The sequence below is a fragment of the Acinetobacter sp. NigerLNRRAM0016 genome (genome assembly GCF_054112845.1).
This window is the reverse complement of sequence record NZ_JBSYVT010000002.1, coordinates 1-25,382: the sequence shown is the minus strand read 5'-3', so window position 1 is coordinate 25,382 and position 25,382 is coordinate 1. Positions and strand designations below refer to the sequence as shown.

25 protein-coding genes and 3 tRNA genes are annotated in these 25,382 nt (G+C 41.4%); 16 read left to right on the top strand and 12 right to left on the bottom strand.

What is annotated here, in order from left to right:
• Positions 1–141: 141 nt before the first annotated feature.
• The 8 genes from ACWQ4X_RS01725 to ACWQ4X_RS01690 all read left to right on the top strand — a co-directional run bounded on the left by ACWQ4X_RS01725 (position 142) and on the right by ACWQ4X_RS01690 (position 3,987).
• On the top strand, positions 142–900 hold the full coding sequence (locus ACWQ4X_RS01725; RefSeq protein WP_457902483.1) for a Nif3-like dinuclear metal center hexameric protein: 759 nt from the start codon (positions 142–144) through the stop codon (positions 898–900).
• A gap of 197 nt (positions 901–1,097) precedes the next feature.
• Positions 1,098–1,724: a superoxide dismutase gene (locus ACWQ4X_RS01720; RefSeq protein ID WP_100241463.1), complete on the top strand. Its 627-nt coding sequence runs from the start codon at positions 1,098–1,100 to the stop codon at positions 1,722–1,724.
• A gap of 147 nt (positions 1,725–1,871) precedes the next feature.
• A tRNA-Asn gene (locus ACWQ4X_RS01715) sits at positions 1,872–1,947 on the top strand.
• Positions 1,948–1,951: 4 nt separating this feature from the next.
• Positions 1,952–2,027 (top strand) — tRNA-Asn (locus ACWQ4X_RS01710).
• A 129-nt stretch (positions 2,028–2,156) separates the two neighbouring features.
• Positions 2,157–2,462 (top strand): hypothetical protein, encoded by a 306-nt coding sequence (locus tag ACWQ4X_RS01705; RefSeq protein WP_457902482.1) that lies wholly within the window; start codon positions 2,157–2,159, stop codon positions 2,460–2,462.
• Between the two features lie 99 nt (positions 2,463–2,561).
• Positions 2,562–2,637, top strand: a tRNA-Asn gene (locus tag ACWQ4X_RS01700).
• Between the two features lie 43 nt (positions 2,638–2,680).
• Positions 2,681–3,133 carry a DUF2726 domain-containing protein gene (locus ACWQ4X_RS01695; protein ID WP_457902481.1) on the top strand — a complete coding sequence of 151 codons (453 nt, stop codon included), beginning with the start codon at positions 2,681–2,683 and terminating at the stop codon, positions 3,131–3,133.
• 227 nt (positions 3,134–3,360) lie between these two features.
• Positions 3,361–3,987 carry a helix-turn-helix domain-containing protein gene (locus ACWQ4X_RS01690; RefSeq protein ID WP_142768172.1) on the top strand — a complete coding sequence of 209 codons (627 nt, stop codon included), beginning with the start codon at positions 3,361–3,363 and terminating at the stop codon, positions 3,985–3,987.
• Positions 3,988–4,035: 48 nt separating this feature from the next.
• Here the strand turns inward: ACWQ4X_RS01690 and ppk1 are convergent, their stop codons facing one another.
• On the bottom strand, positions 4,036–6,117 hold the full coding sequence (ppk1, locus tag ACWQ4X_RS01685; protein ID WP_100241370.1) for a polyphosphate kinase 1: 2,082 nt from the start codon (positions 6,115–6,117) through the stop codon (positions 4,036–4,038).
• Between the two features lie 115 nt (positions 6,118–6,232).
• Positions 6,233–6,907, bottom strand: a complete 675-nt coding sequence (mtgA, locus tag ACWQ4X_RS01680; RefSeq protein ID WP_142768170.1) for a monofunctional biosynthetic peptidoglycan transglycosylase — start codon at positions 6,905–6,907, stop codon at positions 6,233–6,235.
• A gap of 78 nt (positions 6,908–6,985) precedes the next feature.
• On the opposite strand from mtgA, the gene ACWQ4X_RS01675 reads away from it, so the two are divergent.
• Positions 6,986–7,804, top strand: a complete 819-nt coding sequence (locus ACWQ4X_RS01675) for a rhomboid family intramembrane serine protease (RefSeq protein WP_457902480.1) — start codon at positions 6,986–6,988, stop codon at positions 7,802–7,804.
• Between the two features lie 17 nt (positions 7,805–7,821).
• Here the strand turns inward: ACWQ4X_RS01675 and ACWQ4X_RS01670 are convergent, their stop codons facing one another.
• On the bottom strand, positions 7,822–10,299 hold the full coding sequence (locus ACWQ4X_RS01670) for an ABC transporter permease (protein WP_457902479.1): 2,478 nt from the start codon (positions 10,297–10,299) through the stop codon (positions 7,822–7,824).
• Between the two features lie 2 nt (positions 10,300–10,301).
• Positions 10,302–11,000: an ABC transporter ATP-binding protein gene (locus tag ACWQ4X_RS01665; protein ID WP_457902478.1), complete on the bottom strand. Its 699-nt coding sequence runs from the start codon at positions 10,998–11,000 to the stop codon at positions 10,302–10,304.
• Between the two features lie 43 nt (positions 11,001–11,043).
• Here ACWQ4X_RS01665 and ACWQ4X_RS01660 point away from each other — a divergent pair, with 43 nt between their 5' ends.
• Complete coding sequence (locus tag ACWQ4X_RS01660) at positions 11,044–11,673, top strand: arylesterase (RefSeq protein ID WP_142768166.1); 630 nt, start codon at positions 11,044–11,046, stop codon at positions 11,671–11,673.
• A gap of 40 nt (positions 11,674–11,713) precedes the next feature.
• On the opposite strand, the gene ACWQ4X_RS01655 is transcribed toward ACWQ4X_RS01660, so the two are convergent.
• Positions 11,714–12,328 carry a carbonic anhydrase gene (locus ACWQ4X_RS01655; RefSeq protein ID WP_100241376.1) on the bottom strand — a complete coding sequence of 205 codons (615 nt, stop codon included), beginning with the start codon at positions 12,326–12,328 and terminating at the stop codon, positions 11,714–11,716.
• 317 nt (positions 12,329–12,645) lie between these two features.
• Here ACWQ4X_RS01655 and ACWQ4X_RS01650 point away from each other — a divergent pair, with 317 nt between their 5' ends.
• Positions 12,646–13,674: an alpha/beta fold hydrolase gene (locus tag ACWQ4X_RS01650; protein WP_457902477.1), complete on the top strand. Its 1,029-nt coding sequence runs from the start codon at positions 12,646–12,648 to the stop codon at positions 13,672–13,674.
• Positions 13,675–13,686: 12 nt separating this feature from the next.
• Entirely contained in the window at positions 13,687–14,697 is a 1,011-nt protein-coding gene (locus ACWQ4X_RS01645; protein ID WP_457902476.1) for a hypothetical protein, read from the top strand.
• A gap of 27 nt (positions 14,698–14,724) precedes the next feature.
• Here the strand turns inward: ACWQ4X_RS01645 and ACWQ4X_RS01640 are convergent, their stop codons facing one another.
• Positions 14,725–16,971 carry a TonB-dependent siderophore receptor gene (locus ACWQ4X_RS01640; RefSeq protein ID WP_457902475.1) on the bottom strand — a complete coding sequence of 749 codons (2,247 nt, stop codon included), beginning with the start codon at positions 16,969–16,971 and terminating at the stop codon, positions 14,725–14,727.
• Between the two features lie 208 nt (positions 16,972–17,179).
• On the bottom strand, positions 17,180–17,818 hold the full coding sequence (gene nfuA, locus ACWQ4X_RS01635; RefSeq protein ID WP_100241381.1) for a Fe-S biogenesis protein NfuA: 639 nt from the start codon (positions 17,816–17,818) through the stop codon (positions 17,180–17,182).
• Between the two features lie 159 nt (positions 17,819–17,977).
• Between nfuA and ACWQ4X_RS01630 the strand changes: the two genes are divergently transcribed.
• From ACWQ4X_RS01630 to ACWQ4X_RS01620, 3 genes are all read left to right on the top strand, one after another.
• A complete protein-coding gene (locus ACWQ4X_RS01630) occupies positions 17,978–18,595 on the top strand; it encodes a rhomboid family intramembrane serine protease (RefSeq protein WP_142768162.1) in 618 nt (205 codons plus the stop codon).
• A gap of 188 nt (positions 18,596–18,783) precedes the next feature.
• The gene (locus tag ACWQ4X_RS01625; protein ID WP_158293822.1) at positions 18,784–18,957 is read left to right on the top strand and encodes a hypothetical protein; all 174 of its coding nucleotides are present in this window, start codon (positions 18,784–18,786) and stop codon (positions 18,955–18,957) included.
• A 249-nt stretch (positions 18,958–19,206) separates the two neighbouring features.
• Positions 19,207–20,754 (top strand): hypothetical protein, encoded by a 1,548-nt coding sequence (locus ACWQ4X_RS01620; RefSeq protein ID WP_457902474.1) that lies wholly within the window; start codon positions 19,207–19,209, stop codon positions 20,752–20,754.
• 94 nt (positions 20,755–20,848) lie between these two features.
• Here ACWQ4X_RS01620 and ACWQ4X_RS01615 read toward each other — a convergent pair whose 3' ends face one another.
• The 4 genes from ACWQ4X_RS01615 to ACWQ4X_RS01600 all read right to left on the bottom strand — a co-directional run bounded on the left by ACWQ4X_RS01615 (position 20,849) and on the right by ACWQ4X_RS01600 (position 22,956).
• Positions 20,849–21,346 (bottom strand): DUF2505 family protein, encoded by a 498-nt coding sequence (locus ACWQ4X_RS01615; RefSeq protein ID WP_100241384.1) that lies wholly within the window; start codon positions 21,344–21,346, stop codon positions 20,849–20,851.
• 134 nt (positions 21,347–21,480) lie between these two features.
• Positions 21,481–21,756: a hypothetical protein gene (locus ACWQ4X_RS01610; RefSeq protein ID WP_142768160.1), complete on the bottom strand. Its 276-nt coding sequence runs from the start codon at positions 21,754–21,756 to the stop codon at positions 21,481–21,483.
• Positions 21,757–21,777: 21 nt separating this feature from the next.
• Positions 21,778–22,362 carry a nicotinamide riboside transporter PnuC gene (gene pnuC, locus ACWQ4X_RS01605; protein ID WP_161933464.1) on the bottom strand — a complete coding sequence of 195 codons (585 nt, stop codon included), beginning with the start codon at positions 22,360–22,362 and terminating at the stop codon, positions 21,778–21,780.
• 126 nt (positions 22,363–22,488) lie between these two features.
• Complete coding sequence (locus tag ACWQ4X_RS01600; RefSeq protein WP_457902473.1) at positions 22,489–22,956, bottom strand: hypothetical protein; 468 nt, start codon at positions 22,954–22,956, stop codon at positions 22,489–22,491.
• Between the two features lie 263 nt (positions 22,957–23,219).
• Here ACWQ4X_RS01600 and ACWQ4X_RS01595 point away from each other — a divergent pair, with 263 nt between their 5' ends.
• Positions 23,220–23,663, top strand: coding sequence for a GNAT family N-acetyltransferase (locus ACWQ4X_RS01595; protein ID WP_457902472.1), 444 nt, complete (start codon positions 23,220–23,222; stop codon positions 23,661–23,663).
• A 4-nt stretch (positions 23,664–23,667) separates the two neighbouring features.
• On the opposite strand, the gene ACWQ4X_RS01590 is transcribed toward ACWQ4X_RS01595, so the two are convergent.
• Positions 23,668–25,382: sensor domain-containing diguanylate cyclase (locus tag ACWQ4X_RS01590; protein ID WP_457902471.1), on the bottom strand; the 1,715-nt coding region annotated here is incomplete at its 5' end.

Sequence of the window (25,382 nt, the reverse complement as noted above, 5' to 3'; positions counted from 1 at the left end):
TTTCTTAATGACGAAGAATTTCTGCTTATTGTAAAGGCAAATACAACTCGATACACAAAATTCATGCAAGAGATTTGTGATGCTTTAGTTACAATTTAAAATATGTTTTGATGATATTAATTCGTTACTTAAGAGATTTTTATGGCTGCGCTACAAGAAATTTTGCAATGGTGTAATGACACCTTAAAGACTCCAGAATTCAAAGATTATGCACCCAATGGCTTACAAATCGAGGGAAAAGCCGAAGTAAAGAAAATTCTCTGTGCGGTCACTGCCTCACAAGACGCGATTGATGCGGCAATTGCTCAACAGGCGGATCTGCTCTTGGTCCATCATGGTTATTTTTGGAAAGGCGAACCCTACCCGATTACAGGCATGCGCGGAAAACGGATTAAAGCGCTCATCCAGCATGATATTTCTTTGGTTGCCTATCACTTACCTTTAGATTCACACCCAACGCTGGGGAACAATGCCGCAATCGCTGATATTTTAGAACTGGAGATTTTTGAAGCTTTAGATGCTTCAGAACGCCATCCGATTGGCAACATAGGTTATTTAAAACAAGCGCTATCGCCTGATGCTTTTAAGACAATGCTCACAGAACGTTTGGGCTTTGAAACTATTCATTTACCTGCAGATAAAGCAAGTATTCAAAAAGTGGGGTTCTGTACGGGTGCAGCGCAGGACTTTATCAGCAAAGCCGCCGAACAAAACTGTGATGCCTACATTTCAGGTGAAGTCAGTGAACGCACCTATTACGAAGCCAAAGAACTGGATGTGCATTACTATGCCTGTGGTCATCATGCGACCGAGCGTTATGGAGTACAACGTTTAGGCAAAGCTATTTCAGAACAGTTTAATCTTGAGTATAGTTATTTCGAATTAAACAATCCGATTTAATTTGGATATGGCTGGTTTTCCTTACTAAATGTATGGATTTCAAACAGCGTGATCTGGTTTACAGTATTTTTTATATACGTATAAATTCGAGCTTTATTCTGTATTGTTATTTAAAAGTATTGCGCAAATTCAGCCTCGAATCCTTTACAATAGTGCCACTTAATGTCAAAACCCAGCAAAAGCAAGGAATTGAAATCATGACAACGATCACTTTACCAGCACTTCCATATGGCTATGAAGATCTTGCTCCTCACATCAGCAAAGAAACTTTAGAATACCATCACGACAAACACCACAATACTTATGTTGTTAACCTAAACAACTTAATCAAGGGTACTGACCTTGAAGGTAAAACTTTAGAAGAAATCATCAAAGCTTCTGCTGGTGATGCATCTAAAGCGGGTGTTTTCAACAATGCAGCACAAGTTTGGAACCACACGTTCTACTGGAACTGTATGGCTAAAAACGGTGGCGGTAAAGCGACTGGCGCATTAGCAGCAAAAATTGATGAAACTTTCGGTTCATACGAAAAATTTGCTGAAGAATTTGCTGCTGCAGCGACAACTCAGTTCGGTTCAGGCTGGGCTTGGTTAGTGGCTGACGAAGTAAATGGCGCACTTTCTATTATGAAAACTGCAAATGCGGATACTCCACTTGCTCACGGTAAAGTTGCAGTATTAACCATTGACGTTTGGGAACACGCTTACTACATCGATTTCCGCAATATGCGTCCTAAATACATCACTACTTTCTTAGAAAGCTTAGTGAACTGGGACTACGCAAATGCGAAATATGCGGGTCAAGCAGCTGGTGTTGAAAAATAATTTTTATTTTTCTGCATAAAAAATCACCCTTTAGGGGTGATTTTTTTATTTTTAGGCTTTAACTGCATAATTATAAATCAAATAAAACAATTATCTTCAGGAACTGGTTGACGACTTGGGTTTTCATCCCTAAAATGCGCATCAGATTCTCCAATAGCTCAGTCGGTAGAGCGACGGACTGTTAATCCGCAGGTCCCTGGTTCGAGCCCAGGTTGGAGAGCCACTATTCTTCCATAGCTCAGTCGGTAGAGCGACGGACTGTTAATCCGCAGGTCCCTGGTTCGAGCCCAGGTGGAAGAGCCAAGATTCTAAAAAACCCACGCAATATGACGTGGGTTTTTTATTGTCTGAACTTTTGTATTCACCCTACTGAATTGTATTCTGCTACGGTTTTGACTATCTTTATTTGACAACAAGACAAAGAGAATAAAAATGAATCTACCTTGGTTAAAATCCCTGATTTTCTGGATTATTGTGGTAGTTGTGATCTTTGCCATCTTTCAATGTACGCAAAAATCTGAAGACAATAAATCTGCTTCTACCCTGATGTATGAGCGCTTATATCAATGCAGTCGCGATTTATCTGCAAAGAATCCTGCTGTACTCAAATCCATTCAAGCCCAAATTCGCCCCGACATGAAACAAAAAGAGCTGATACAACTGATCAATCAATGTCGTCAGGTCAATCCTCTGGCAACCCAAACTACATATATAAAGGCGATACAGTCGATTAAATAGACATTTTGCCTATTTTTAATTCATTTAACTCAAAATAACTGAATTTTTTCACTTTTTACTTGACCACTCTCCCTTAGACCCATAAAATGCGTTCCAGATTCTCCAATAGCTCAGTCGGTAGAGCGACGGACTGTTAATCCGCAGGTCCCTGGTTCGAGCCCAGGTTGGAGAGCCAAGATTCTAAAAACCCACTCACTATGTAGTGGGTTTTTTATTGGATGCAATTTGTGTTTACATCTATTCAAACGCTATTTTTCATGATTGGCTGTCTAGCAAGTCTCGTGTTGCTGGTCATGCTGCTGCAGCATTTCTTTTGGAAACATCAGCAATTTTATCAAAAGCCATTAATCACTGCCTTTGAACAGAAAATGTTTGTGCGTCTGAATGAAGCATTGCCTGAGCATCATATTTTGGCACAGGTCGCATTTAGCGCACTGATTACCAGTGACCACTTTAAAATACGCCAACAATTCAATCGAAAAGTCACAGATTTTGTGGTGCTGAATCGCGATATGAAAGTCCTTGCGATTGTGGAGCTGGATGACCCGAGTCATCTAGGAAAAGAAGATGAAGACCGTCAACGTGATGCCATGTTAACTGAGGCTGGCTATACGGTGTTCCGTTACACGTCTATCCCCAGTGCCCGTGAACTGCGTAAAGATTTACTCTGATGGGATTTCACCTGCTTTTGAACAATAATTCTGCAAATAAAAAACAATCTCAACAAATTACCTCAAATTCACAACAAAATTAAAACCGTTTTCAATTAATTTTTATTCAACAAACACTTACACTAACCTGAGATTGATAAAATCCCAATTTACAGGTATAGAACATTTTCGTCATTTGGAACACAGTCAAAAGATAATTGGATGCTCAAGTTTAGGACTATAACAAAGTGAATGAGCTTTTACTCCCAGCACCCGTTTTAATTCTCTCAGAAGAAATTAATTTAGACCTTCGCATAAAGATATTATTGATGGAGTTGGGCTATCCTGCGCATTTAATTCACTCAACGCCTTATTTAGATGATGCCCTAGAAATTTATCGTTTACATCTGCCCAATATTGTCTTAATTGATCTGAATTTTAGTCAGGTTCCCTTACACGACTTGATCCGCACACTTAAAGCTTATCACCCTTATGTGGTAATAATTTTACTTGCGCCCTTCGGACAAACGGAACAAATCTTCCGTGGGATTCAATCGGGTGCGCATGGTTATTTTTTTGTGGAACAGACCGATCGGGAAATCCTGCAACAGATTCGGACTATTTTAAGAGGGGGTGCCAGCCTGCACAGCGAGTTAGCACAATACATTTTAGATGCACAAAACCTCAGCCCTGCACGCCAATTTATCAACCACTTTAAAGAACCCGCCACCCAATTTTCTGATCTGGAATTTGAGATTCTGACCTTATTGGCTGAACACATGAATACCCGTGAAGTTGCACATCAATTGGGGATTCCCCTCTACAGTGTAGAAGGCCGCATAAAATCAATTTATCGACATCTCAGTCATAAATAAAAAAGAGCCCAATTTAGGCTCTTTTTTTGTGGCTCTATTTAAGAACGCTTATTTAATCATTTCCAACAAAGTCCTTTGTGCGTTATAAGCATCTTCACCCTGTGCCACTTGCGCACGCACCCATGAGCCATCACCTTGTAATAGCCATGCCTGTTGATTGTCTTTTAAATAATTAAATAAACCTTGCTGATAAATTCGCTTTTTCAGTGCTGGATCTTCAATTGGGAAGCACGCTTCAACTCGATTAAACAAGTTACGATCCATCCAGTCTGCACTTGAGCAGTACACATGCGGATTGCCATTATTACTAAAATAATAAACGCGAGTATGTTCCAAGAAACGACCGACAATTGAACGTACACGAATATTTTCAGACAGACCCGGTAAACCCGGACGTAAGCAACAAATGGAACGAATAATCAGATCAATCTGCACGCCAGCTTGTGATGCTTCATAAAGTTTATTAATTAATTGCAGTTCAGTCAGTGCATTCACTTTGACAATGATTTGCGCAGGTTTGCCTGCTTTGGCATTGGCAATCTCATCATCAATGAAATTGAGGAGTTGTGCGTGCAAGGTAAATGGCGCATGCAACAGCTTTTTCAACTTAGCCATTTTACCCATGCCCGTTAACTCTTGGAAAATGCGATGCACATCTTCACAAAGTTCCTTATCAGTCGTGAGTAAGCCGTAGTCGGTATAGATACGTGCATTGCCCGCATGGTAATTACCTGTACCTAAATGGACATAACGCACCAATTTGTTGTTTTCACGGCGTACCACCAGAATCATCTTGGCATGGGTTTTATAACCTACAATGCCATACACCACCACTGCACCAGCTTCTTGCAGCACATTCGCTACCGCGATATTGGATTCTTCATCAAAACGGGCACGCAACTCTATCACCGCAGTGACTTCTTTACCGTTACGCGCAGCCTCTGCCAATACTTGTACAATCTCAGAATCGGCACCACTGCGATACAAGGTTTGCTTGATTGCCAATACCTGCGGATCGCGTGCAGCTTCACGCAGTAAATTGATCACAGGCGCAAAAGATTCATATGGATGGTGTAATAGGATGTCCTGCTTTTGCATGGCAGAAAAAATGTTTTCAGACTTTTTCAGCACCTTCGGAATTACAGGTGTATGCGTGTCATAACGTAAATGCGGGCGCTTAAAATTAGACAGTAAGCGTGCCAAGTTGACTGGACCATCCACCTTATAGAGTTGCTCTTCTTCAAGATCAAATTCATTCAGCAAATAATCATAAATATGTTTCGGACAGTTCTCTGTCACTTCCAAACGTACTGCACGACCAAAACGGCGAGAGTTCAATTCACCTTTGAGCGCCTTCGCCAAGTCTTCCACATCTTCATTTAAGGCTAAATCGGCATTACGCGTGACACGGAACTGATAACAACCCGTTGCCGTCATCCCCGGGAAGAGGTCAGACACATGCTCATGAATAATGGCAGACAACATCACATGATGTTCTTTACCACCCGTCAGCTCATCCGGTAGACGCACCACTCGCGGCAATGAGCGTGGTGCAGGTACAACCGCCAAGTCAATCTGACGACCAAAAGCATCCTTCCCTTCCAGCGTCACAATAAAGTTTAAGCTTTTGTTGACTAAACGCGGGAATGGATGTGCAGGGTCTAGGCTAATTGGGGTTAAGACGGGCGCAACCTGTTCTTGGAAGTATTTTTTCACCCAAGAAGATTGGGCTGGCGTCAACTCTCCACGGCGTAAGAAGCAGATATCTTCTTCGCGCAGTTTCGCCAAAATTTCTTCATTTAAAATACGATATTGACGTTCAATCGCCGCATGAGCAGTTTGCGAAATCTGTTCCAGCACTTGCTTTGGCGTCAACCCATCTGGAGTGTGACTTTCATTGCCCAAATCAAGCTGTTCCATCATGCCCGCGACACGAATTTCAAAGAACTCATCTAAATTGCGTGAAAAAATAAGCAGGAAGTTCATGCGTTCCAAGAGTGGATGCAGCGGATCGACAGCTTGCTCAAGAACACGTAAATGGAAATCTAAAATAGAAAGTTCACGATTAATAAATCGATCATTATAAGTATATTCAACTGGCTCTAAAGGAGTCTGTGCCGCCGTATTCATAATCAACCCATGATTTTAAGACGTTATTTGTATATTCATAAGTATGCTTCAATTTTGTGACATTTTCATAAAAAAAGCCCAAAATAATTTGGACTTCGCTGCTAAATTCTGCACTTTATGGAATTTGGCTATAACGCATATATTTACGAATCATTTTTTTGCGAATTTGAATGCGTCGATCATTCTGATGCTCTTGATAATATTTAGGATTTGGCAAAATTGCTGCCAAGAATGCTGCCTGATCACGACTAAGACTACGTGAACTTTTACCAAAATAATGCTGTGATGCTGCTTCAACCCCATAGATATTGTCACCAAACTCGACTGAGTTTAAATAAACTTCCAGAATGCGCTGTTTGGACCACATGCGCTCCATCATCCAAGTCGCAACGGCTTCTTGCCCTTTACGGATAAAAGAACGTTTATTGTATAAAAATAAGTTTTTCGCCAGTTGCTGGGAAATGGTCGATCCGCCTGCAACCACTTTGCCTTTATCCTGATTACGTTCTAATGCATATTGCATGCCTTCCCAATCAAAACCATGATGGTGCATGAATTTGCCATCTTCTGACGTTACCACAGCGCGTTTGAGGTAATCACTGATTTGATCATAATCACGCCATTTATGATGAATTGGCTCAGATGGTTCTGACCAATAATCCAGACGCATGAACATGGTGGTTTCGACAGGATGCGTTCGCCACCACACCAAACTGCTAAAAATCCAGAGCTGAACAAGGAGAATAAAACTGACAATGACTAACAAAGTTCGAACAAAAAAGGCTTTCATGTCAGTAGGTTGCTCCAAATATTTGCATTCTTTCGTGCTAAGCTTGATTCAAATATAAATTGAAAGTCAAAGCATCGCATGTCTCATTCAACACCACCTTGGGTTCCGAGCAAACTGAATATGCAGGATTGGTGGCTCACTGCCCTGTTCATTGCCATCAATGTCGGGCTATTCCTCTGGCAAATTTTCTCAGGCGTGAATGTCAGTGATCCAAGCCTGCCAGATGCCATACGCTGGGGAGCTGATTATGCACCTTTAACCTTTTTAGAGGAACCCATCCGACTGTTCAGTAGCATGTTTTTTCATTTTGGCATGGTACATCTGATGTTAAACATGTGGGCACTGTATATTTTTGGTAGTGTCGCGGAACAGCTATATGGACGCCTGTACTTTCTGATGCTTTACCTCGCTGCAGGTTTAATGGGCAGCCTGTTTAGTGGTTATTTGGCCATCCATGACAGCGTTGCCATGTTAAATGTGCAAGCAATTGACCCAGACTTGCTGCCGCATGTCAGTGCAGGTGCTTCTGGTGCTGTGATGGGCTTAGGCGGTGCGCTCACTCTGCTGTCCCTGTTTCCGATCTTGCCACGACAACGGTTTATCCTCGATAAAAAGACCCTGATTATGGTCATGGGAATCAACTTGGTGATTGGACTGACCATCTCGGGCATTAACAATGCTGCCCATTTTGGCGGCATGCTGATGGGCGCTGTACTGGCAGGCATTTGGTATCTGTGCCAAAAATGGCAAAAACCATCCCTAAGCCTGATTCTGGGAACCATTCTTGCAGTTGCTAGCTGTTGGTTGCACTATCAATACTGTCTGCAACAGCTGCAATTAATTCAACCATTATGGAGCGAATTATTGCAAGCCATGCGCCAGCACTATCATTTTTAATTTAGCGGTGATGAACCCTAGGATTGGTTCATCTCTCTTAAACTTTGTAATGGCGGGATATCGCAAAGATAACTCAGGCGATAACGCCCGATCAGTGCACAGAGCAGCATCATGCTGAGCGGCAAAATCAGCCAAATTTCCCAATGCGGCTGAATACTGAGATTCATACGATAACTGGCAATTGCACTGATCAATTCGGCAAAGAAACAGGCCACAATTCCTGCCAATAATCCCATAAAACCAATTTCTAGGGTCAACATCCGTTTTAGCGTTTGCTTGGAACTGCCAAATGAGCGCAGCAACGCCACTTCTTGTTTACGTTCATCCATCAACAAGTTCAGGCAGGCGATTAATACCAGAATGCCCGCAAGGCTGACCAGTAATGCCAAAATAGTCACCACTTGAATCAAGATGTTCATCAACCGTTTAATTTCATCCAGTATCAAACCAACATCAATAAATACAGTATTACTAAACTGTTGAATCAATTGAATCAGTTGTGGTCTGTCTTGCTCTGGAACATAGAAACTGCCCAAATAGCTGCCTGCATTTTCATCCAGTGTTTGTGGGGAGAAAATAAAGAAAAAGTTGGGACTAAAACTCTCCCACTCCACTTCTCGCAAGTTCACCACTTTGGCGTGTAGCATCCCTTCAGGCAAGCTGAAACTGAGACGATCACCCACTTGTATACCCAATTCTGCTGCGGTTTTGGCTTCTACAGAAACCTCCCCAATATGGCTAAATTTGGCTTGCCCTTGCACAATCTTATTGTCCGCTGGCAGGCTATTGCTTTGCGTGAGATTCAGCTCACGACGTAAAGAATTATTTTGCTGTACCAACTGTTCTGCAAAGGGCTGTTCATTTTTTGCGACTAATCTGCCCCGAATATTCGGATACAACGGTGTACTACTCCAACCGTGTGCTTCTAATTGCTGCTTGAATTGGGGAACATCAAACGGAGGCAAGCCATAGACAAACTGATTGGGCGTGCCTTTCGGCAACTGTTGCTGCCAACGCTCTAATAAGTCTGTGCGTAGAACGGCTAAGACGGTAATCAGACTCAGCCCCAAAGCCAAAGCCGTAATCTGAAAGGCGGTTTGATAAGGCACTTTCACATAGGCGGAAATCGCTATCTTGAGTTTTTTAATGGCTTTTAAAACCAGCCAAACCACCAGATACAGCACTGCACTCAAGACCAAAATGCCGCCAATCACCAAACTGGTCAGCAATAGATTATCCGTCAAGATAGCACTGAATACAAACAGACTCAGTGTTCCTGTCAGCAAGGTCCATAGTAAAATAGGCATCGACTGCGCCTGTTGACGAATCACCCGGATCGGCGGTGTATACATCAACTGCCATAGGTGCGGCAAAATAAATCCTGTTAACACCACAGCACTGGTGAAAATGGCAATCGGCAAAGGCCCCATTAACATCGCCCAAGCTGAAAATTGCAGTTGTAAATTTGGAATCAATTGCAGCATGAGTTGCAATAGTCCATAACCCAAAGCAATACCGACGCCCACTCCAATGAGAATCGCAATCCCCAGCATAAAGCAGAACAGATAGGCATAGACTTTAAGAATCTGAGATTTAGATGCGCCCATGCAACGTAGTAAAGCAATATAGTCTTGATTTTGTTGAACGTAACGTTGACTGGTCAGCGCAATTGCGATTCCACACAACAAAATGGTCAGGATATTTGCCAACTGTAAAAAGGTATCCAGATTTTCAATCGGGCGCATTAGACGAGTATTGCCTTCGCTGGCATTTCTGAGTTTTAGGCCATTGGCTTCATCTGCATTCGGGTTAACAGACTGCTTTTCCGCTTGTTGCTGCTGTTTAAACAGGGTTTGAAATTGTTGAATGTTATTCGCAGGACCTGCCATTAACAGTCGATAATCAATGCGGCTACCCACTTGAATCGCATTGGTACGTGCTACATCTTGTTGTGCAATCATGACTGTGGGTGAAAAGCCTGAAAAACCCAGTTCCTGATTTGAATCATGTTGAATTGCCGCAGTCACTTTAAACGTACCATCAGCAATCTGGAGCTGATCCCCCAATTTGACCTTTAATAAATCCATGACCTGTGGACTTAGCCATACTTCACCGCTTTGTATTGGGCGATTTAGCGCAGGTTTTAGTTGCAACTGTCCTCGCAACGGGAAATAGGCATCAATAGCTTTGACATTGACCATGACAAACTGTGATTCGGTATGTGCCATGGAATTGAACACCGTCACCTTCGACTGTTTCAAATCCAGCGCTCTGGCTTGGTCTTTCCAGTGTTGTTCAATTGCGGATTGATCCGATAACACTAAATCAGCAGCCATGAGCTCTGCTGCTTGCAAGGTCACCGCATTCTGAATCTGTTCATTGCTAAATTTCAGTGCGGTGGTGACACTAATCGCCAAGACCAACGCAATGATCAGCAAATACATGCCACTGCTTTTCAGGCTTTGCTGAAATAAGGGGCGAAATAAGGCACTCATGCTTATTCTCCAGCCTGCACATGTTCATGTAACTGACCTTCAAATAAATGCACATGCCGCTGACATTGTCTTGCCAGTTTTAAGTCATGTGTCACCAGCACTAATGTCGTGCCTAACTCCCGCTTCAGTGAAAATAAAAGCTGCTCAATTTCTTTTGCGGTTTGACTGTCTAAATTCCCTGTCGGCTCATCGGCAAAAATAATTTTTGGCTGGCTGATGAGCGCCCGTGCAATTGCGACACGCTGTTGTTCTCCCCCTGAAAGGACTTTAGGCGTTTGACTGGCTTGACGCTCTAAGCCCACCTTTTTCAGCAATTCAAAAGCACGTTGTTCTGCCTCGGCATAGTGAAAATCTGGATGTAAACGTAGGGGTAACATCACATTTTCTAGGGCAGTGAGGTGTGGTAACAATTGAAAGGACTGAAATACAAAGCCGATATATTTTAAGCGTACCTGTGCCCGTTGCTCTTCATTCAGCGCGGTAATGTTCTCTCCACACACACTGAGTTCACCACTGCTGGCTTGATCTAAAGTCGCCAAAATCCCCAATAAGGTAGACTTACCTGACCCCGAACGCCCTGTAATTGCGATTTGTTCCCCTTCAATAATGTCGAGATTTAAATTTTCAAAAATGGATAGACTCTTGTCGGCAAGTTGTATTTTTTGTGTCAAATTCTGGGCAGAAATTACGGCTTGTGGCATGATAAATCTCTCTGTTCTTGTGCTCAGGTTTTCTTTAGTCACTATGCGTCGATATCGTTTTAAAGTATTGATTTGTTCATGGCTCGCAGGTCTGCTGTTCTGCCTCAGCCCCATGATGGCTTCCGCCAAAACTATTCTAATTTTGGGTGACAGTATTAGTGCAGGTTATGGACTACAGCCTCAGCAAGGATGGGTCACATTGTTGCAAAAACGATTAGAGCAACAGTATCCGAAACAACATCAAGTGGTCAATGCAAGTGTCAGTGGTGAAACCACCAGTGGTGCTTTGGCACGTTTGCCAAAATTACTTGCAACTTACAAGCCAAATATCGTGGTGATCGAATTGGGAGGTAATGATGGTTTACGTGGACAACCGCCACAAATGATTCAGCAGAATCTTGCCCGCTTGGTTGAGCAGAGTCAAAAAGCAAAAGCCAAAGTTGTTGTTTTTGGAATGAAAATTCCGCCGAATTACGGCACTGCATATAGCAAGGCATTTGAACAGAATTACACGGTTATCAGTCAACGTTACCAAGTAAAATTGCTGCCATTCTTTTTAGAAGGCATTGCGGGACAGAAAAACCTGATGCAAAAAGATTTGATCCATCCCAATGCTCAAGCACAACCGAAATTACTAAATCTGGCTTACCCATACATTAAAGGCGCTTTATAAGCGCCTTTAATCATGATGTTCTGTTCAAAATCGGTCAGACTTAGAAGTCAAAAAAAATCACTTCACCTGTTTCAAGCGAATATTCTGCACCGACAACAATCATTTTGCCTTTGGCAATTAATTGTTCTAACACCGCTGAACCATGACGTAATTGATTTACAGAGGCAAACACATTAGAACGTACCGCATGCGTTGAAAGCTTGTCCAAATCATTTTTCAATTCAGTTTGCATCAAGGTTTCAACTGATGGACGAACACGGTTCACAATTGACATTAAGTTATTCGATGGTGGGCTGTCAGGATTCATCAAAGTATCAATCGTCGCTTTGATCGCGCCACAATGACTATGTCCCAATACCACCACAACTGCACAGTCATAACGTTCTGCAGCAAATTCCACGCTACCGACTTGTGACGGTGCAACCACGTTACCCGCAACACGAATAACAAACAGATCACCTAAACCCTGATCAAACACCATTTCGGCAGGGACACGCGAGTCCGAACAGCCGAGTACAATCGCAAAAGGGTTTTGATCTTCTGCCATTTCAGCACGCTCTTGGTGCGATAACTGTTTAGGGTGGGTTGTTTCCCCAGAGACAAAACGTTGGTTTCCTTTTTTAAGACGTTCTAATGCTTCTTGAGCCGTTAGCATTCTGTTTCCCACCATGATTTGAAGTTTCAATATTCTAATGCCAGCAAAATTGATTGTCACTTGCAAAAAAGGATACAGTTTTGCATTTTACGAATTGGCAAAAAATTTCAAATCACATTTAGCATTACATTGAACCAAGTCACATTATTAAAACTGAATATCAAGTATATCAATAAACTTATTCGTGACTTTCTAGGTATTGTATTTAAAATAGATTCGCATAAATTTAAAGGTTATTCTTTAGACCAAATCAATCTTTTCTCCTGTTTCAAAATGGATTTCGAAGCAGAAAATTTTAGCCATAAGGATTTAAGTCAATGACAGAAAGACGTAAATATTTTTCTCATTTTGTTACTGTAATGGGAATCCTAATTACCCTGTCATTGCCCAATCTTGCTTCTGCTAAAACCACGCAAGCGTCTGCCGAACAACTTTCACTGCAAAACTACCTTCAACAAGAACGTGAAGCCTGTGGCTTGAAAAGTAAAACCCTTAAAGTTGGCGATATTGTCTGGAGCTATAACGAAGGCGGTTCGCCCCAGAAGCCAACCGTTTTACTATTACATGGTATTGCCAGTAACCGCGATAACTGGAACCGTGTCGCAGCATATTTGACACCCAACTATCATGTGATTGTGCCTGATTTACCCATCTACGGCGAAACCAAAGTTCCAGCAAATTTTGATATTGCCGTTCCGAATGTCACCTCAAGCCTTAGACAGTTTGCCGAAGCAATTGATATTGAAAATAAATTGAATATTGCAGGTCACTCTCTGGGTGGCTCTATTGCAACCTTATACGCTGCACAATATCCCTTTGATACCCAAAGCTTATTTCTGCTGAACAGTGCGGGCATCTATAAAAAAGCCAATACGCCCTACACCAAAGACCCAAACTTTCTCAAACATCTGATTGTGGCTAAACCTGGTGATTATGCCGATGTTCGCCAAGAAATTATGCAAAATCCACCCAAACTGTCCCCTGAATTGCAACGTGCCAAAGAGCAATTGCTAATTTCTCAGGCGGGACGTAATAATTTAGTGATCGAGCAAATTTCGACCCTGAATCGAATTTATACCCCTGAAAGTTTTGCTCGTATTACCCGTAATGTCGAAGCACCAACCCTGATTCTTTGGGGGAAACAGGACAAAATCTTTAATGTTGAAGTCGCAGATGAATTAAAATCACTGTTGAAACGTGCAGAAGCACCTGTCATCCTTAACAATGTTGGTCATATGCCTTTATTGGAAGCAGATAAACAAGTCGCAAATTACTATTTGCCGTTTCTTGCCAAAACCCAGAGTCTGAAAAATCCTTTGGCGGATCAACTGATTTCTTTACATTAAATTTGAACTTTTATGCAAAAACACCCAATGATTGAGCAACTGATTGAGGCTCATATTCAATTTTTAAATGATGAATTCTCTCAGTCAAATACCATTCAAAATGAGTTCGTTGAATTTTATCATTGGTTTAGAAAGCAAAATTTAAAACAAATTTGGACAGTGGAGCAAATTCATCAACTGATTCAACAGCAAATTCTAAATACTCCTGCCAGTGCATTCTTGATTGAGCAAATTGCAGAGCATATACGCTTTGCACTGGTTCATCCTGCAAATGACCAAACTAAAATTGCAGATGCCATTCCTGTACTCACGGTCGATAAAATTGCCCAATATGTTGCCAGTAAAAGTGGACATCGACGCCGCTTGATTCATACCGTGGTCAATAATCCTGCGTTTTCAGCCATGATCACGCAACTGATTCAACATGCCATTCATGACTATTTAGATAATTCCGTCATGGTCAAGCATGTACCAGGCGTGTCCCGTTTTATGAAAATGGGGAAATCGGTTTTAGAAAGTGTGACTGATTCTAATCTGGATCAGGCGATTCAGCATTATTTGCAAAAGAACATTCAAAAGCTTAGCCAAATGAGCGAACAAGTGTTAAATCAACATTTCAACGACGATAAGCTTTATCATTTTCAAGCCAATTTATGGCATAAAATTAAAGACTTACCACTGAATGTTTTAAAGAATTATATTGAGATCGATGATCTGCCACAAACAGTTGGTTTAGGGCATGAAATCTGGGATCATTTGCGCCAAACAGCCTATTTAGAACAACAAGTGAAAGATGGCGTGTATGCATGGTATGTACGTAACCAAGAGCGTAGTTTTGATTTGTTATTACGTGATTTGAATATTGATGAAGCTCTGATTCAACATCAATTACAGCAGCTGTTAGAACCAATCATTGTAAACTTGGTTCAATCGGACTATTTAGCACAACGTGCGCGTCATTATTTAGAAAAGTTTTATTACTCAAGCAGTACTTTAGAAATTTTACAGCAGAAAGACGCATAACTGCGTCTTTCTGTATAAAGCCTCAGCTTAGAACGAATATTTCAAAGAGGCATAATAGGCACGACCAGGTTCGTTATACGTCTGACTTGTCGACTCACTATCTCTTAATTTCTGCTCATCAAATAAATTACTGATCCCTACACGGGTACTTAGATTGCCTGTAAATTTATAGCCCATATTAATCCCTGCAATACCATAACTTTTCACGGTACTTGGTTTTAATGCATCATCTGTACCACCAGAACCTACACCCGCTTCAATGCGATTTTGAGCATATTGACGAGACTTTTGGCGACCATACTGGGTATATACAAAATTCACATCCAATTGATCAGTAATATCGTAGTCAAAAATTGAGTTGAGTGTATAGTTAGGTACCAGAGAAAGCGGATTACCTGTCGACTTATCTTCTGAATCCATCATATAGGTAAAGTTATTGGTCCAGCTGATATTATCCCATTCTAGACCAATGCTGCCTTCAAAGCCTTGAACCAAAGCTTCAGGGATATTTTCCCAACGTAAGACATTCCAAGTCGTGCCTGAAGTCGTTGTAGCCGTGCTGATAATTTCAGTCCCTGCCGCAATTTTATCTTTATAATCATTACGGAACCATGCAAAACTCGCGTTAACATTATCTTTGGCGAATTGGATACCCAACTCTTTATTCACCGATGTTTCAGGATTTAAATCTGCATTACCCTGAAGTAAACAACGGTTTTGAATCGTCGCTGGGCAGCCATTACCATTCGTCGACAATAAATAACCTTCTGCATTTTGATACATATTAGGGGCTTTATAAGCTTTCGCGATTCCACCTTTAACCGTGAAATAATCACCTAGTTTTTGCGTTATATTAAGACTTGGACTCCAATTTGACCCTGATTTATCATGATCATCAAAACGCAAACCTAATACCAAATCTGTTGAATCCGTAATTTTTAAATTGTCTTCAGCATATACTGATGCAATACGCGAACTCATATGACTACGATCTTGTGGTGCTATCGCATCTAAACCTGCTGAACTGCCAGTTGAACCAACAGATGTATTTGCCTCGTCTGTGAAATCATCTTCAATCCATTCAGCACCAAGGGTTAAATTCTGAGGGATGTAAAATTCAAACGGAAGATTCACTTCGCCATTTATACGGAAAGTATCTAAGGTCGAGGTGGACTTGTCTGTTTCTGTATTAATACGTCCTTCGGCACTACCCGCTAAGCCTTCCAATAAACGCTTGTTCTTCGTTTTATCGTATTGAAAGATTAATTTATTATTTCCCCAGTCCCATTCACCATCATGCATTAATGCATAACTTTCACGGTACATGGTATTGGTTTCAGTGCCATATAAAGCTGACAAAATAGCATTCGCTTCGGCATCTGCATTCAACTGAGAATCACCTGAGTAAAGGTTACCCTGACGGCTCGAAGCTGCATCTAATGTTAGAGTTTGACCGTCTGTGATTTGCCAAGCCAAACGCGCCGATACATCCTCATTTTTTACCCCTTCTCTACCCGCTGCAGTACTATTGATGGACTTGTTAATATCTATGGCATCAGGCTGGGTCTTATTAAAGTTCCCATATAAACGATAAGATAAAACATCCTTAATAATCGGACCACTTAGATTGACACTTACACGCCCAGATTCACCTTCTTTTGAATCTTCAGGTTGATTGGTATATAGCTCGACCGAACCATGCACTTCGTTGGTCACTTTCTTGGTTTTAATATTGACCACACCACCCATGGCACCAGAACCATAACGTGCTGCAGCTGGTCCACGTAATACTTCAATCGACTCAATGGCATCGGCGGGAACCCAGTTTGAATCCCCACGGGTATCACGCTCACCACGCCAACCGTAACGTACTGAGTTTCTTGAAGTCACAGGCTTACCATCCACCAAAATCAAGGTGTTTTCAGGTCCCATACCCCGAATATCGATTTGACGGTTATTGCCGCGCTGACCTGTCGCACTATTGCCTGTTAAGTTTACCCCAGGCATGCGGCGTACGTATTCCGAAATATCATTCACGACAGGAAGTTTTTCCAAATCTTCTTCTGTAATGATGGATGCCCCTAAAGACTGCTTGACTTGTTCTTCAGCCGTTAGCACGATTTTTTCTAGTTTGGTCGCATCTGTAGATTGAGCCGTCACCTGTTCTGTTGCAGATGCTTGCTGTTCTGTTTGTACATCCTCAGCATGACCAAGCACACTCATAACTGACAAAATGGATAGTGCTAATGCCGATTGGACAATGAGTCTGTTCATTCGATTACCCCAAAACTGTTGGAAGATAGAAAACAACGTGAAATTTCGGTTTCAGAGTGTAACAAACATAAATATAAATGCAATTACTATTAATAATAATTCTCATTATTAATAGTAATAATCCTGTATAAATCAGGCTTCTGATTTCAACAGGCGTAAAAAAACCTCCAAATTTGGAGGTTTTTCGGTATCACTTAACTGCCAAAAATTACTTGAAGTATGCACCTTCTGCTTGGCTATGGTCAGTCTGGTCAATCACACGTTGTAACTCTGGTACGTGTTGTTTTAAGGTTGTTTCAACGCCTTGTTTCAAAGTCACATCAATTGCTGAACAGCCTTGGCAACCACCACCAAACTTAAGTACCGCAGTCAAACCGTGTTCTTCGTCTTCAACCACTTCGACCAATGCACAGTTACCACCATGCCCTGCCAAACCTGGGTTAATCTCGGATTGAAGAACATAAGTAATACGCTCTTCGACAGACGCATCTGGGCCTACACGTGGCACTTTCGAGTTAGGTGCACGGAAAGTCAACTGACCACCAAAACGGTCTTTGTTGTAATCAATTACGGCATCTAATAAATACGGAATAGATGGCGCATCTACATAGGCAGGGAAATCTGGATAGTCTTGCTTATAATCTGTTGGCACAACTTCTTCAGGTGCACTATATGCCATACAACATTCAGCACGAGGGGTTCCAGGATTTTCCACAAAAACACGGACACCAATCCCTGGAGTATTTTGTTTCGCCAATAAATCACGTAAATACTCTTGTGCAGTTGGTGTAATCAATAAGTTTGGAATTTCTTCTGCAACTGCAGTGCTGGTGTTCTCAGTCGACATAACAATATTTCCTCAAGCTGAAGTCGCTATTTTAACTGAAGATACGGTTAAATTAAAAAAAATCAACCAAAATTGTCGGAATTATTCTAAAAGTTCTGTGCAATTAAACAATTAATGGCATTATTAAGGTTTAGTCATTCAAAATTGAACCTTTTCTATATGCTCAATCTGCCTTTCAACCATACTGTAGCGCTGATTATCATTACTGTGGTGGTTTCACTTCTGGCGTTTTCCAATCAGAAATTGATGAGTCGACTGATCTTTTGGCCGCCTGCCATGCAAAAGGGGCAATATGACCGCTTCATCACCCATGGTTTTGTGCATGCGGATGGTGCTCATCTCCTATTTAACATGATTACCCTGTTTTTCTTTGGCAGTGTAATTGAAAGCTTTTATCGTCAGTATTTTTTTGACTTAGGCTTTGCCCTGTTCTATTTGGGTGGTCTGATTTTTGCCATTTTACCGAGCTATTTAAAGCATAAAAATGATTTCCAATGGGCAAGTTTAGGCGCTTCGGGTGCTGTGTCTGCCGTACTTTTCGCCTACATTCTGTTTGAACCATGGAAATTGATTTTCGTATTCTTTATTCCTGTACCTGCCATCATTTTTGCGGTGCTTTATGTCGCCTATAGCATTTGGTCAGGCAAACGTGGGAACTCTCACATCAATCATAGTGCGCATCTTTGGGGAGCCGCTTACGGCGTAGTCGTCACGATTTTAATTGAGCCACGCGTGATTCCACACTTCCTCAACAAACTCGCGCAGCTTCCTTTCTAAACACAACGTGACCCATCATTTATAAACTTTCGAGAATGGCTGAACCATCACACATCCTCAGCCATTCTCCGCAACATTTTCAAATAATGTTTTATTTCAACTTTCCTTTCACCTAGAATAAATCGTAACAACAAAAAAGTGTTTTTCTCAAAATAAACCAAGATCAAAATGAGATGAAGAATGAATATATGCATAAATTTCTTATGATTATTGCGACCTGCTTAAGTTTCAGCGCTTTGACTGCATGTGCCGTGCATACCCCTGAAGGTAGTATTGTAGTCGACCCGAATGGGAACTTGGGTCACTATGAACATGGCGGAGACTTCTGCCCACCTGGTCAAGCCAAAAAAGGTCGTTGCTAATTACACCATGATTTAAAAGTATTTTGACAACTGTCGGTCATTGCCCTGACTGACAGTTTTCTAATTTACACAACCCTCTTTTCGCCCAATTTCAATTTCCTACCCTTATACCAATTTTGTCGTTTGCCTTTTTAAAAAATTTAGACGCTCGAGGCATAAATTGGTAGTTAATGCCACCCCAAACTTTAATTTGGCATAGATAATGAATACATCTGTATATTAATACTGTAATCAGACGAGATTTTTTGCATGTCCAGCTCTTTAGAGGGTCTACAGTTCCCTGTTCAACCCGATACACAAAAACCAAGTACAACCCGCACAGGCAAGGAAATTATTGCTGAAGCTTTGTCGATCGTTGATCACAAAGCTGCACAGGAAGCCTTAAAAGAAAAAAAATGGCGCAAGAACTATCCGAAATATTTTAAAGCCTTGGTCGAGCATGGTATCCGCAGTTGTAGTAACCCGATTACCATTGCCAAACAAGGTCTGCATAAAGCACAGCACAGTTTCGAGTTTTACCGTGACGGTCAACGTTATTTGTTAAAAGACATGATGGATGTGCCTTTAGCTCAGTTACATACCGTACAGTTGAAGGGCGAAGGTCAGTCTGAACCTGAATGGTATATTCCCTATCATGGTGAAAACCTGAAAGGTGAAGCATTACTGGCACAAGTACAGAAATGGGAGCAAGAAGGCATTATTGAGCCTTCGCATGCCGATGCCCTACGCCTCGCCAATGCACATCCTGAATGGTTCGATTTATCTGACCGCACCATGGTGCTGTTTGGGGCGGGTTCTGAAGCAGGTCCACTGACATGGTTGTCCAAGTGGAAAGCCAATATCGTAGCGGTCGATCTACCGAACAACAAAGTCTGGCAAAGAATTTTAAATACCATTCAAGACGGCAATGCCACCTTATATGCACCAAGTCAAACCAAGCTTGCAGAAGATACACCGACTCGTGAATTAAGTACAAAATTAGGGGCTAATTTACTGACCCAAACCCCTGAAATTGCACAATGGTTATTACAAAGTGAACATCAACTGGATTTGGCTGCAATCGCCTATTTAGATGGTGAAAAGCACGTGCGTGTTGCCATGGCAATGGACAGCATTATGAAAGTGGTGAGTGAACACAAAGCGGATACGAGCTTAATGTTTATGTGCACCCCAACGGATGTATATGCTGTACCGAAAGAGGTGGTCGCTTCTTCAGAAGAAAAATTCCGTTACCGTTCGCACATTCAAAAACTGGTGACCAAAGGTGTAGCTACAGCATCTTTAAAATACTTTTTCCAAAAGAATCTGCATAACCTGATTCATTCCGACAATGGTCAGGAATATGGCATTGCAGACTGTCTGGTGATCGAACAAGGTCCAAACTACGCTTTGGCAAAACGTATTCAGCAATGGCGTGCAACTTTGGCACGTCACGAAGGACAACGTGTCAGTATCAATATTGCACCCTCCACCACAACGCATTCAGTCACAAAAAATCCACTTTTGAAAGCGGCTTTCAATGGTGCCAGCCTGTTTGATGTTGAAGCGTTTAGACCTGAAACCACCAATGCGATTATGGCAGCCCTATGGATTCATGATTTACGCAATCCTGAATCTGTTGCCAACCCAGAAACCCCGATGGAACATCCGCTAGAACTGATGATGCACGGTGCCAACCATGGGGGGTTATGGCGAGTAGCATATTTGGCGCGTACAGCATTACCGTTTGCGGCGATTTATGGCTTTGCAACCGATAAATTGCCACTGAAAAAAGCCTTTGCCAAATTTAAAGGCTAAGCATTAAAAATCATTTAACGCTATAAGCAATTTCCAAAACAAAGGACGTCATCAATATGGCGCCCTTTCTCTATCTAACCGAACATGACTTAAATTATGCAGCTAAATTCTTTTTTAATTCATCTTCGACAATGGTCAATTCAATCTCACTAAACTTGCGAATTTCCCCTTCAGCATGTTTTTCAAGCATGCCTCCAATTAAAGGGACTTTCACTTTTACTGTCCATTCCAATTGAAACTCAATTTGATGCTCAGAACCTTTAACCGAACGTTTACAGCTCGCATGCAAAGGTAGGTTTGCCCCCAAATCAACCGTTGACGTCATGGCTTCAAGATCACTAATATCGGTGCGATGTAAGCGAAAAGCGTCTTTTAACAGTTTTTTGGCGATATCTGGAATATTCACATCCAGATTATAGGCACGTTTTAAGGTGTATCTATCCCCTTCTTTTTTTGATTCCAAAATTTCCAGATTTTCACCTGGAATACGACGACATACATTCTCATGCAAACTGGTATCTGCCGCTAAACGCTTAAATTCGTTCAGTGATACGCCGCGAATAATTGCATTGACGGTGAACTGATGTGCCATGACGGTTCCTTATTTTTCTGTTTTGTCCTAATAAAAATGCCTATACAGCATAAAAAAGCAATATGAATGCCACATTGCAGTCATGCTTGATTTAAATCAATTCCGTTCAAACTGTCATTGACCTGTTTTGGGTTTTAATACTTGGAAATGCCAAAAGTTGCACTGATTTCAGATAAACAATTGATGTGTAAATAATGCTGCTGATACTGAATCAGAGCATAAAACTCGAGCGCGCCATCATCCAGACCTGTGGCAGACCATGTCGTGCCTTTCGGAAAATCCTGCAACCATGTCGCTTGGTAAAAGTCCGCCACCGAATCAAATTGCAGGTAGTCCTGCGGTGCAGTAATAATCTTGAGCGCGAGATCATCAAACTGCTTCAATTTGGCTTGGTTAAAATCAATCAGCATGACGACAACACTCAGCTCGGCTTAGGCAGATTTGATTGAGGTCAACTGTTGTTTCTTTTTGACTTGCAGCCATTGCCACCAACCCAACCCTGCCAATCCTACAAAAGCAGCATATAAACCTGCCGTTAACAGCAGATCTTTATAGATAAACATCCCAACGTAAATGATATCGACAAATACCCACAATACCCACGTCGCAATATGCTTACGACTGGTCCAGTAAGTTGCCAATAAGCTAAATGCTGCCAATTGTGCATCCAGCATCGGGACTGCTGCATCGGTCCAGAATTTCAAACTTAAACCAAAGAGCAAACCACACAGTGCAGCCAATGCCATTTGCCAAATGACGGTACGCGTGGCGATTGGTTCTATACGAATATCATGGTCTTGCTGTTTACCCTTCAACCAGTGATAGAAACCATAGAAATTTAGCCCCATGAAGAAGAACTGCAGGATGGTTTCCCCATAGAGTTTAAAGGTATAAAACAAATAGGCGTACAGGACAAAGGCGAGAAAGTTAAACCACCAACACCACATGTTGCGCTTGATTGTTAAAGCCACGCCAATCACACTGATGATGACAGCAAAAATTTCCAGTCCAGACATCAACCCATCACTTTATGAACACGATGGCACATTATGATAAATTCTGAGCAGAACACAAGCCGAAAAAATGTAGGACAACAGAAGTGCATCCACGATTACTTGCGTATTATTAGTCATAACATCAATTTAACTTCGGGTTTTAAACTCAGACTTATGCTCTTCGCCATAACGATCGACATGGCTACAGAACACCCCGTATTTTCCAACATAGTATTCAAGTGACTGGTCATAGAAATTCCAATAAATCGACCACTCATTTAAATCTAATTTACGAATCTGGGTTAAGGCTTTGGCAGGTAATTTTTTCAGCAAATTACGCTGAATATCTTCAGCCGCATCGATATCTCGGATATGAATATTCTGTTCGAAAAATAGTTGTACTGCATCATCAAACAAAACCTGATCACAATATTCAATTTCAATAATCAGACCTTCTACAGAACGGTCTGCCTGTACTTCAATTGCATCATTCGCAGGTACAGCTTTAAGCAAATAGCGATTGCGATATTTTTCCGTTACTTTAATTTTGATTAAAATCTGCCAAACCGCAACAAGGGCAAAGCCCAATAAACACAAAACAATAATTTTAAACATATTGCCCCCTTATAAGGCGTATATTCAGCATTACAGTTCTATCTATAATACGCCTATTTAACTCAAGCATTGATCCAATTATCTTTAAAATCAGATAAATGAATATACAGTTCATTCAATTTTGTGATCTTGGTCAAGTTCTTATATATTTGCTTACATAAATTTGAGATAGCAAAACACCCATAAAAAGCAACAAATCGCCACTGTAATCCCGCGGCGAATTCACATGAAATAAGCCTGTTTTCAGGAAATAAGAACAAACAATGATTAGGGCAGCAAAAATTCAGGATATTCCTGAGATTCTTCATGTTTTGCAGGAAAGTATTCGTTCCTGTGTGCAAGATCATCAACGTGAGGAAAGTAAGATTCAGGCATGGCTGGAAAAAATGACTCACGGCAACCTGTTGTTATGGATGCACTATAATGACAGTTGGATATACAGTATAAACCAACAAACAGTCGGTTTTATTATGGTCAGCGATATTGGAAAAATATTGTTGAATTACACCCTGCCCGATCTGCAAGGTCAAGGCATTGGCACGTCTTTACTCAACAGTGTGATAGCACATTTAAAACTGAGAAATCTGGAACAGATTACGCTGGATAGCACGCAAACGGCACTGGCTTTTTATCAAAAACAAGGCTTCCAAATTCGTACGTATGCCGCACCCGAACAGCAGACCATTCCGATGATTAAGTACCTTTAGAGCGTTAAATTTTCAGTTGATCTCGCCCTGCATTCTTGGCGAGATAAAGCTGTTGATCGGCAGCCTTCATTAAGGCATGAATATCATGATACTGATGTTTACGATCCATATACGCTGCACCTATACTGATGGTCACGTATTGCTTATGATCACCGCGATTTAAATGTTCAAATTGCTGCTGTCGAATAATGTGCAATAGATGCTGCAAAGTCTGTTCAACCACCACCACAGGCATATTACGGATAATCACCGCAAACTCCTCTCCGCCATAACGCGCCAAATAAGCATGTTCTGGTAAATTGTTTTGAACGACTTGTACCAACTGTTGCAGAACTTCATCGCCTTTCAGGTGGCCATAGTAATCATTATAATTTTTGAAATAGTCTACATCTAACATGGCAAAAGCCAACACTGCATTATGCTGCTGAGAAGTTTCATTGAATTGGCGCTGAATTTCAGTATTTAAAGCACGGCGGTTGAATGCCCCAGTTAAGGCATCCGTTTGTGCCTGTAGCTCCAACTTTTCATTTAACTCGCTGAGTTGTACTGTCCGCTCTTTCACCTTTTGATCTAAAGATGAATTGAGTTCCAATAAATTATTGTTCAGTTTCTCAATGCGATCTGAATGATAAGCATAACTTTTTGACTGTTGAACCATAATCAAAAAGGCATAAAAACTGGTCGAAGCAAAAGAGAGGTTAATCGAATCAATCCAATTCAAGCTGAGTAAAAAATCATGCAAGAACGTGACACACAACAGCACTACTGCCCATAAATTGATACTGGAATAATGTTCATGCCGCTTGAGGGTTAAATAAAACCCGTAAGCAAAATTCAGCACCACAATAATGCCAAACAAGAAACTGTAAAAAGCCAAACGCTCAAATACATTTGGCATAGACAAACAGGTAATGACTATATCAAAACTCAGCACAAACACGGCGAAGGCATAAATCGCGGGGTGTAGATAGCGCCTGTTGAGCAGAAACATGTAATTAATAAAGAACAAGGCAGACAAATAGGTAAAAATATATTCCAGCCGCGTTCCCCATAACCAATCAATATTGGTAAACACCGTATAGACATAAGGTGCTGAAAAGAGATTATGTAAGGCTAAAAAGATAATAAAAATACCAAAAACCAAGAAACCTTGGCTCTGACTATTCTTCACGCCGCGGAAAAATCCAAACAGAATGGTAAATATGCCCACACCAATTACCGCACCACATACCCCTGCAATACTCATCATTAACTGCTGGAATTGACGATTGATAGTTTTACCCAACCCGATCCGCATTGGGTTTTCTAAACCACCGTGCAGGCTTTGAAAACTCGAAACTTGCATGGTGACGGTAAAATATTCATTTTCAGCAATAAAATAGGCAAAGCGCGGTGTATTTTCAGTTTGATGCGTTTGATTAGTTGTACCAACCTCACCCAGTCTTAACAGCAAGTCACCATTTAAATACATGCGGTAAGCACCATACTGGTTCGGAATCCAGATACCAATACGACGCCCAATAAACTCTTCGGGAATTTTAAAATGACCGACAAACGTCCCGTAAGCATCTTGCGGATAGCCCAACTCTTTAAATGAAATAGGTAAAAGAACCTTTTTAGAAGGAGTTGTTGGAGTTGCTGTTTGCAAGAATTGTTTAGGATAAAACTGCCAATGTCCTGCTAAATAACTGGTGGTATTTTCTTCAAAACTGACTGTAT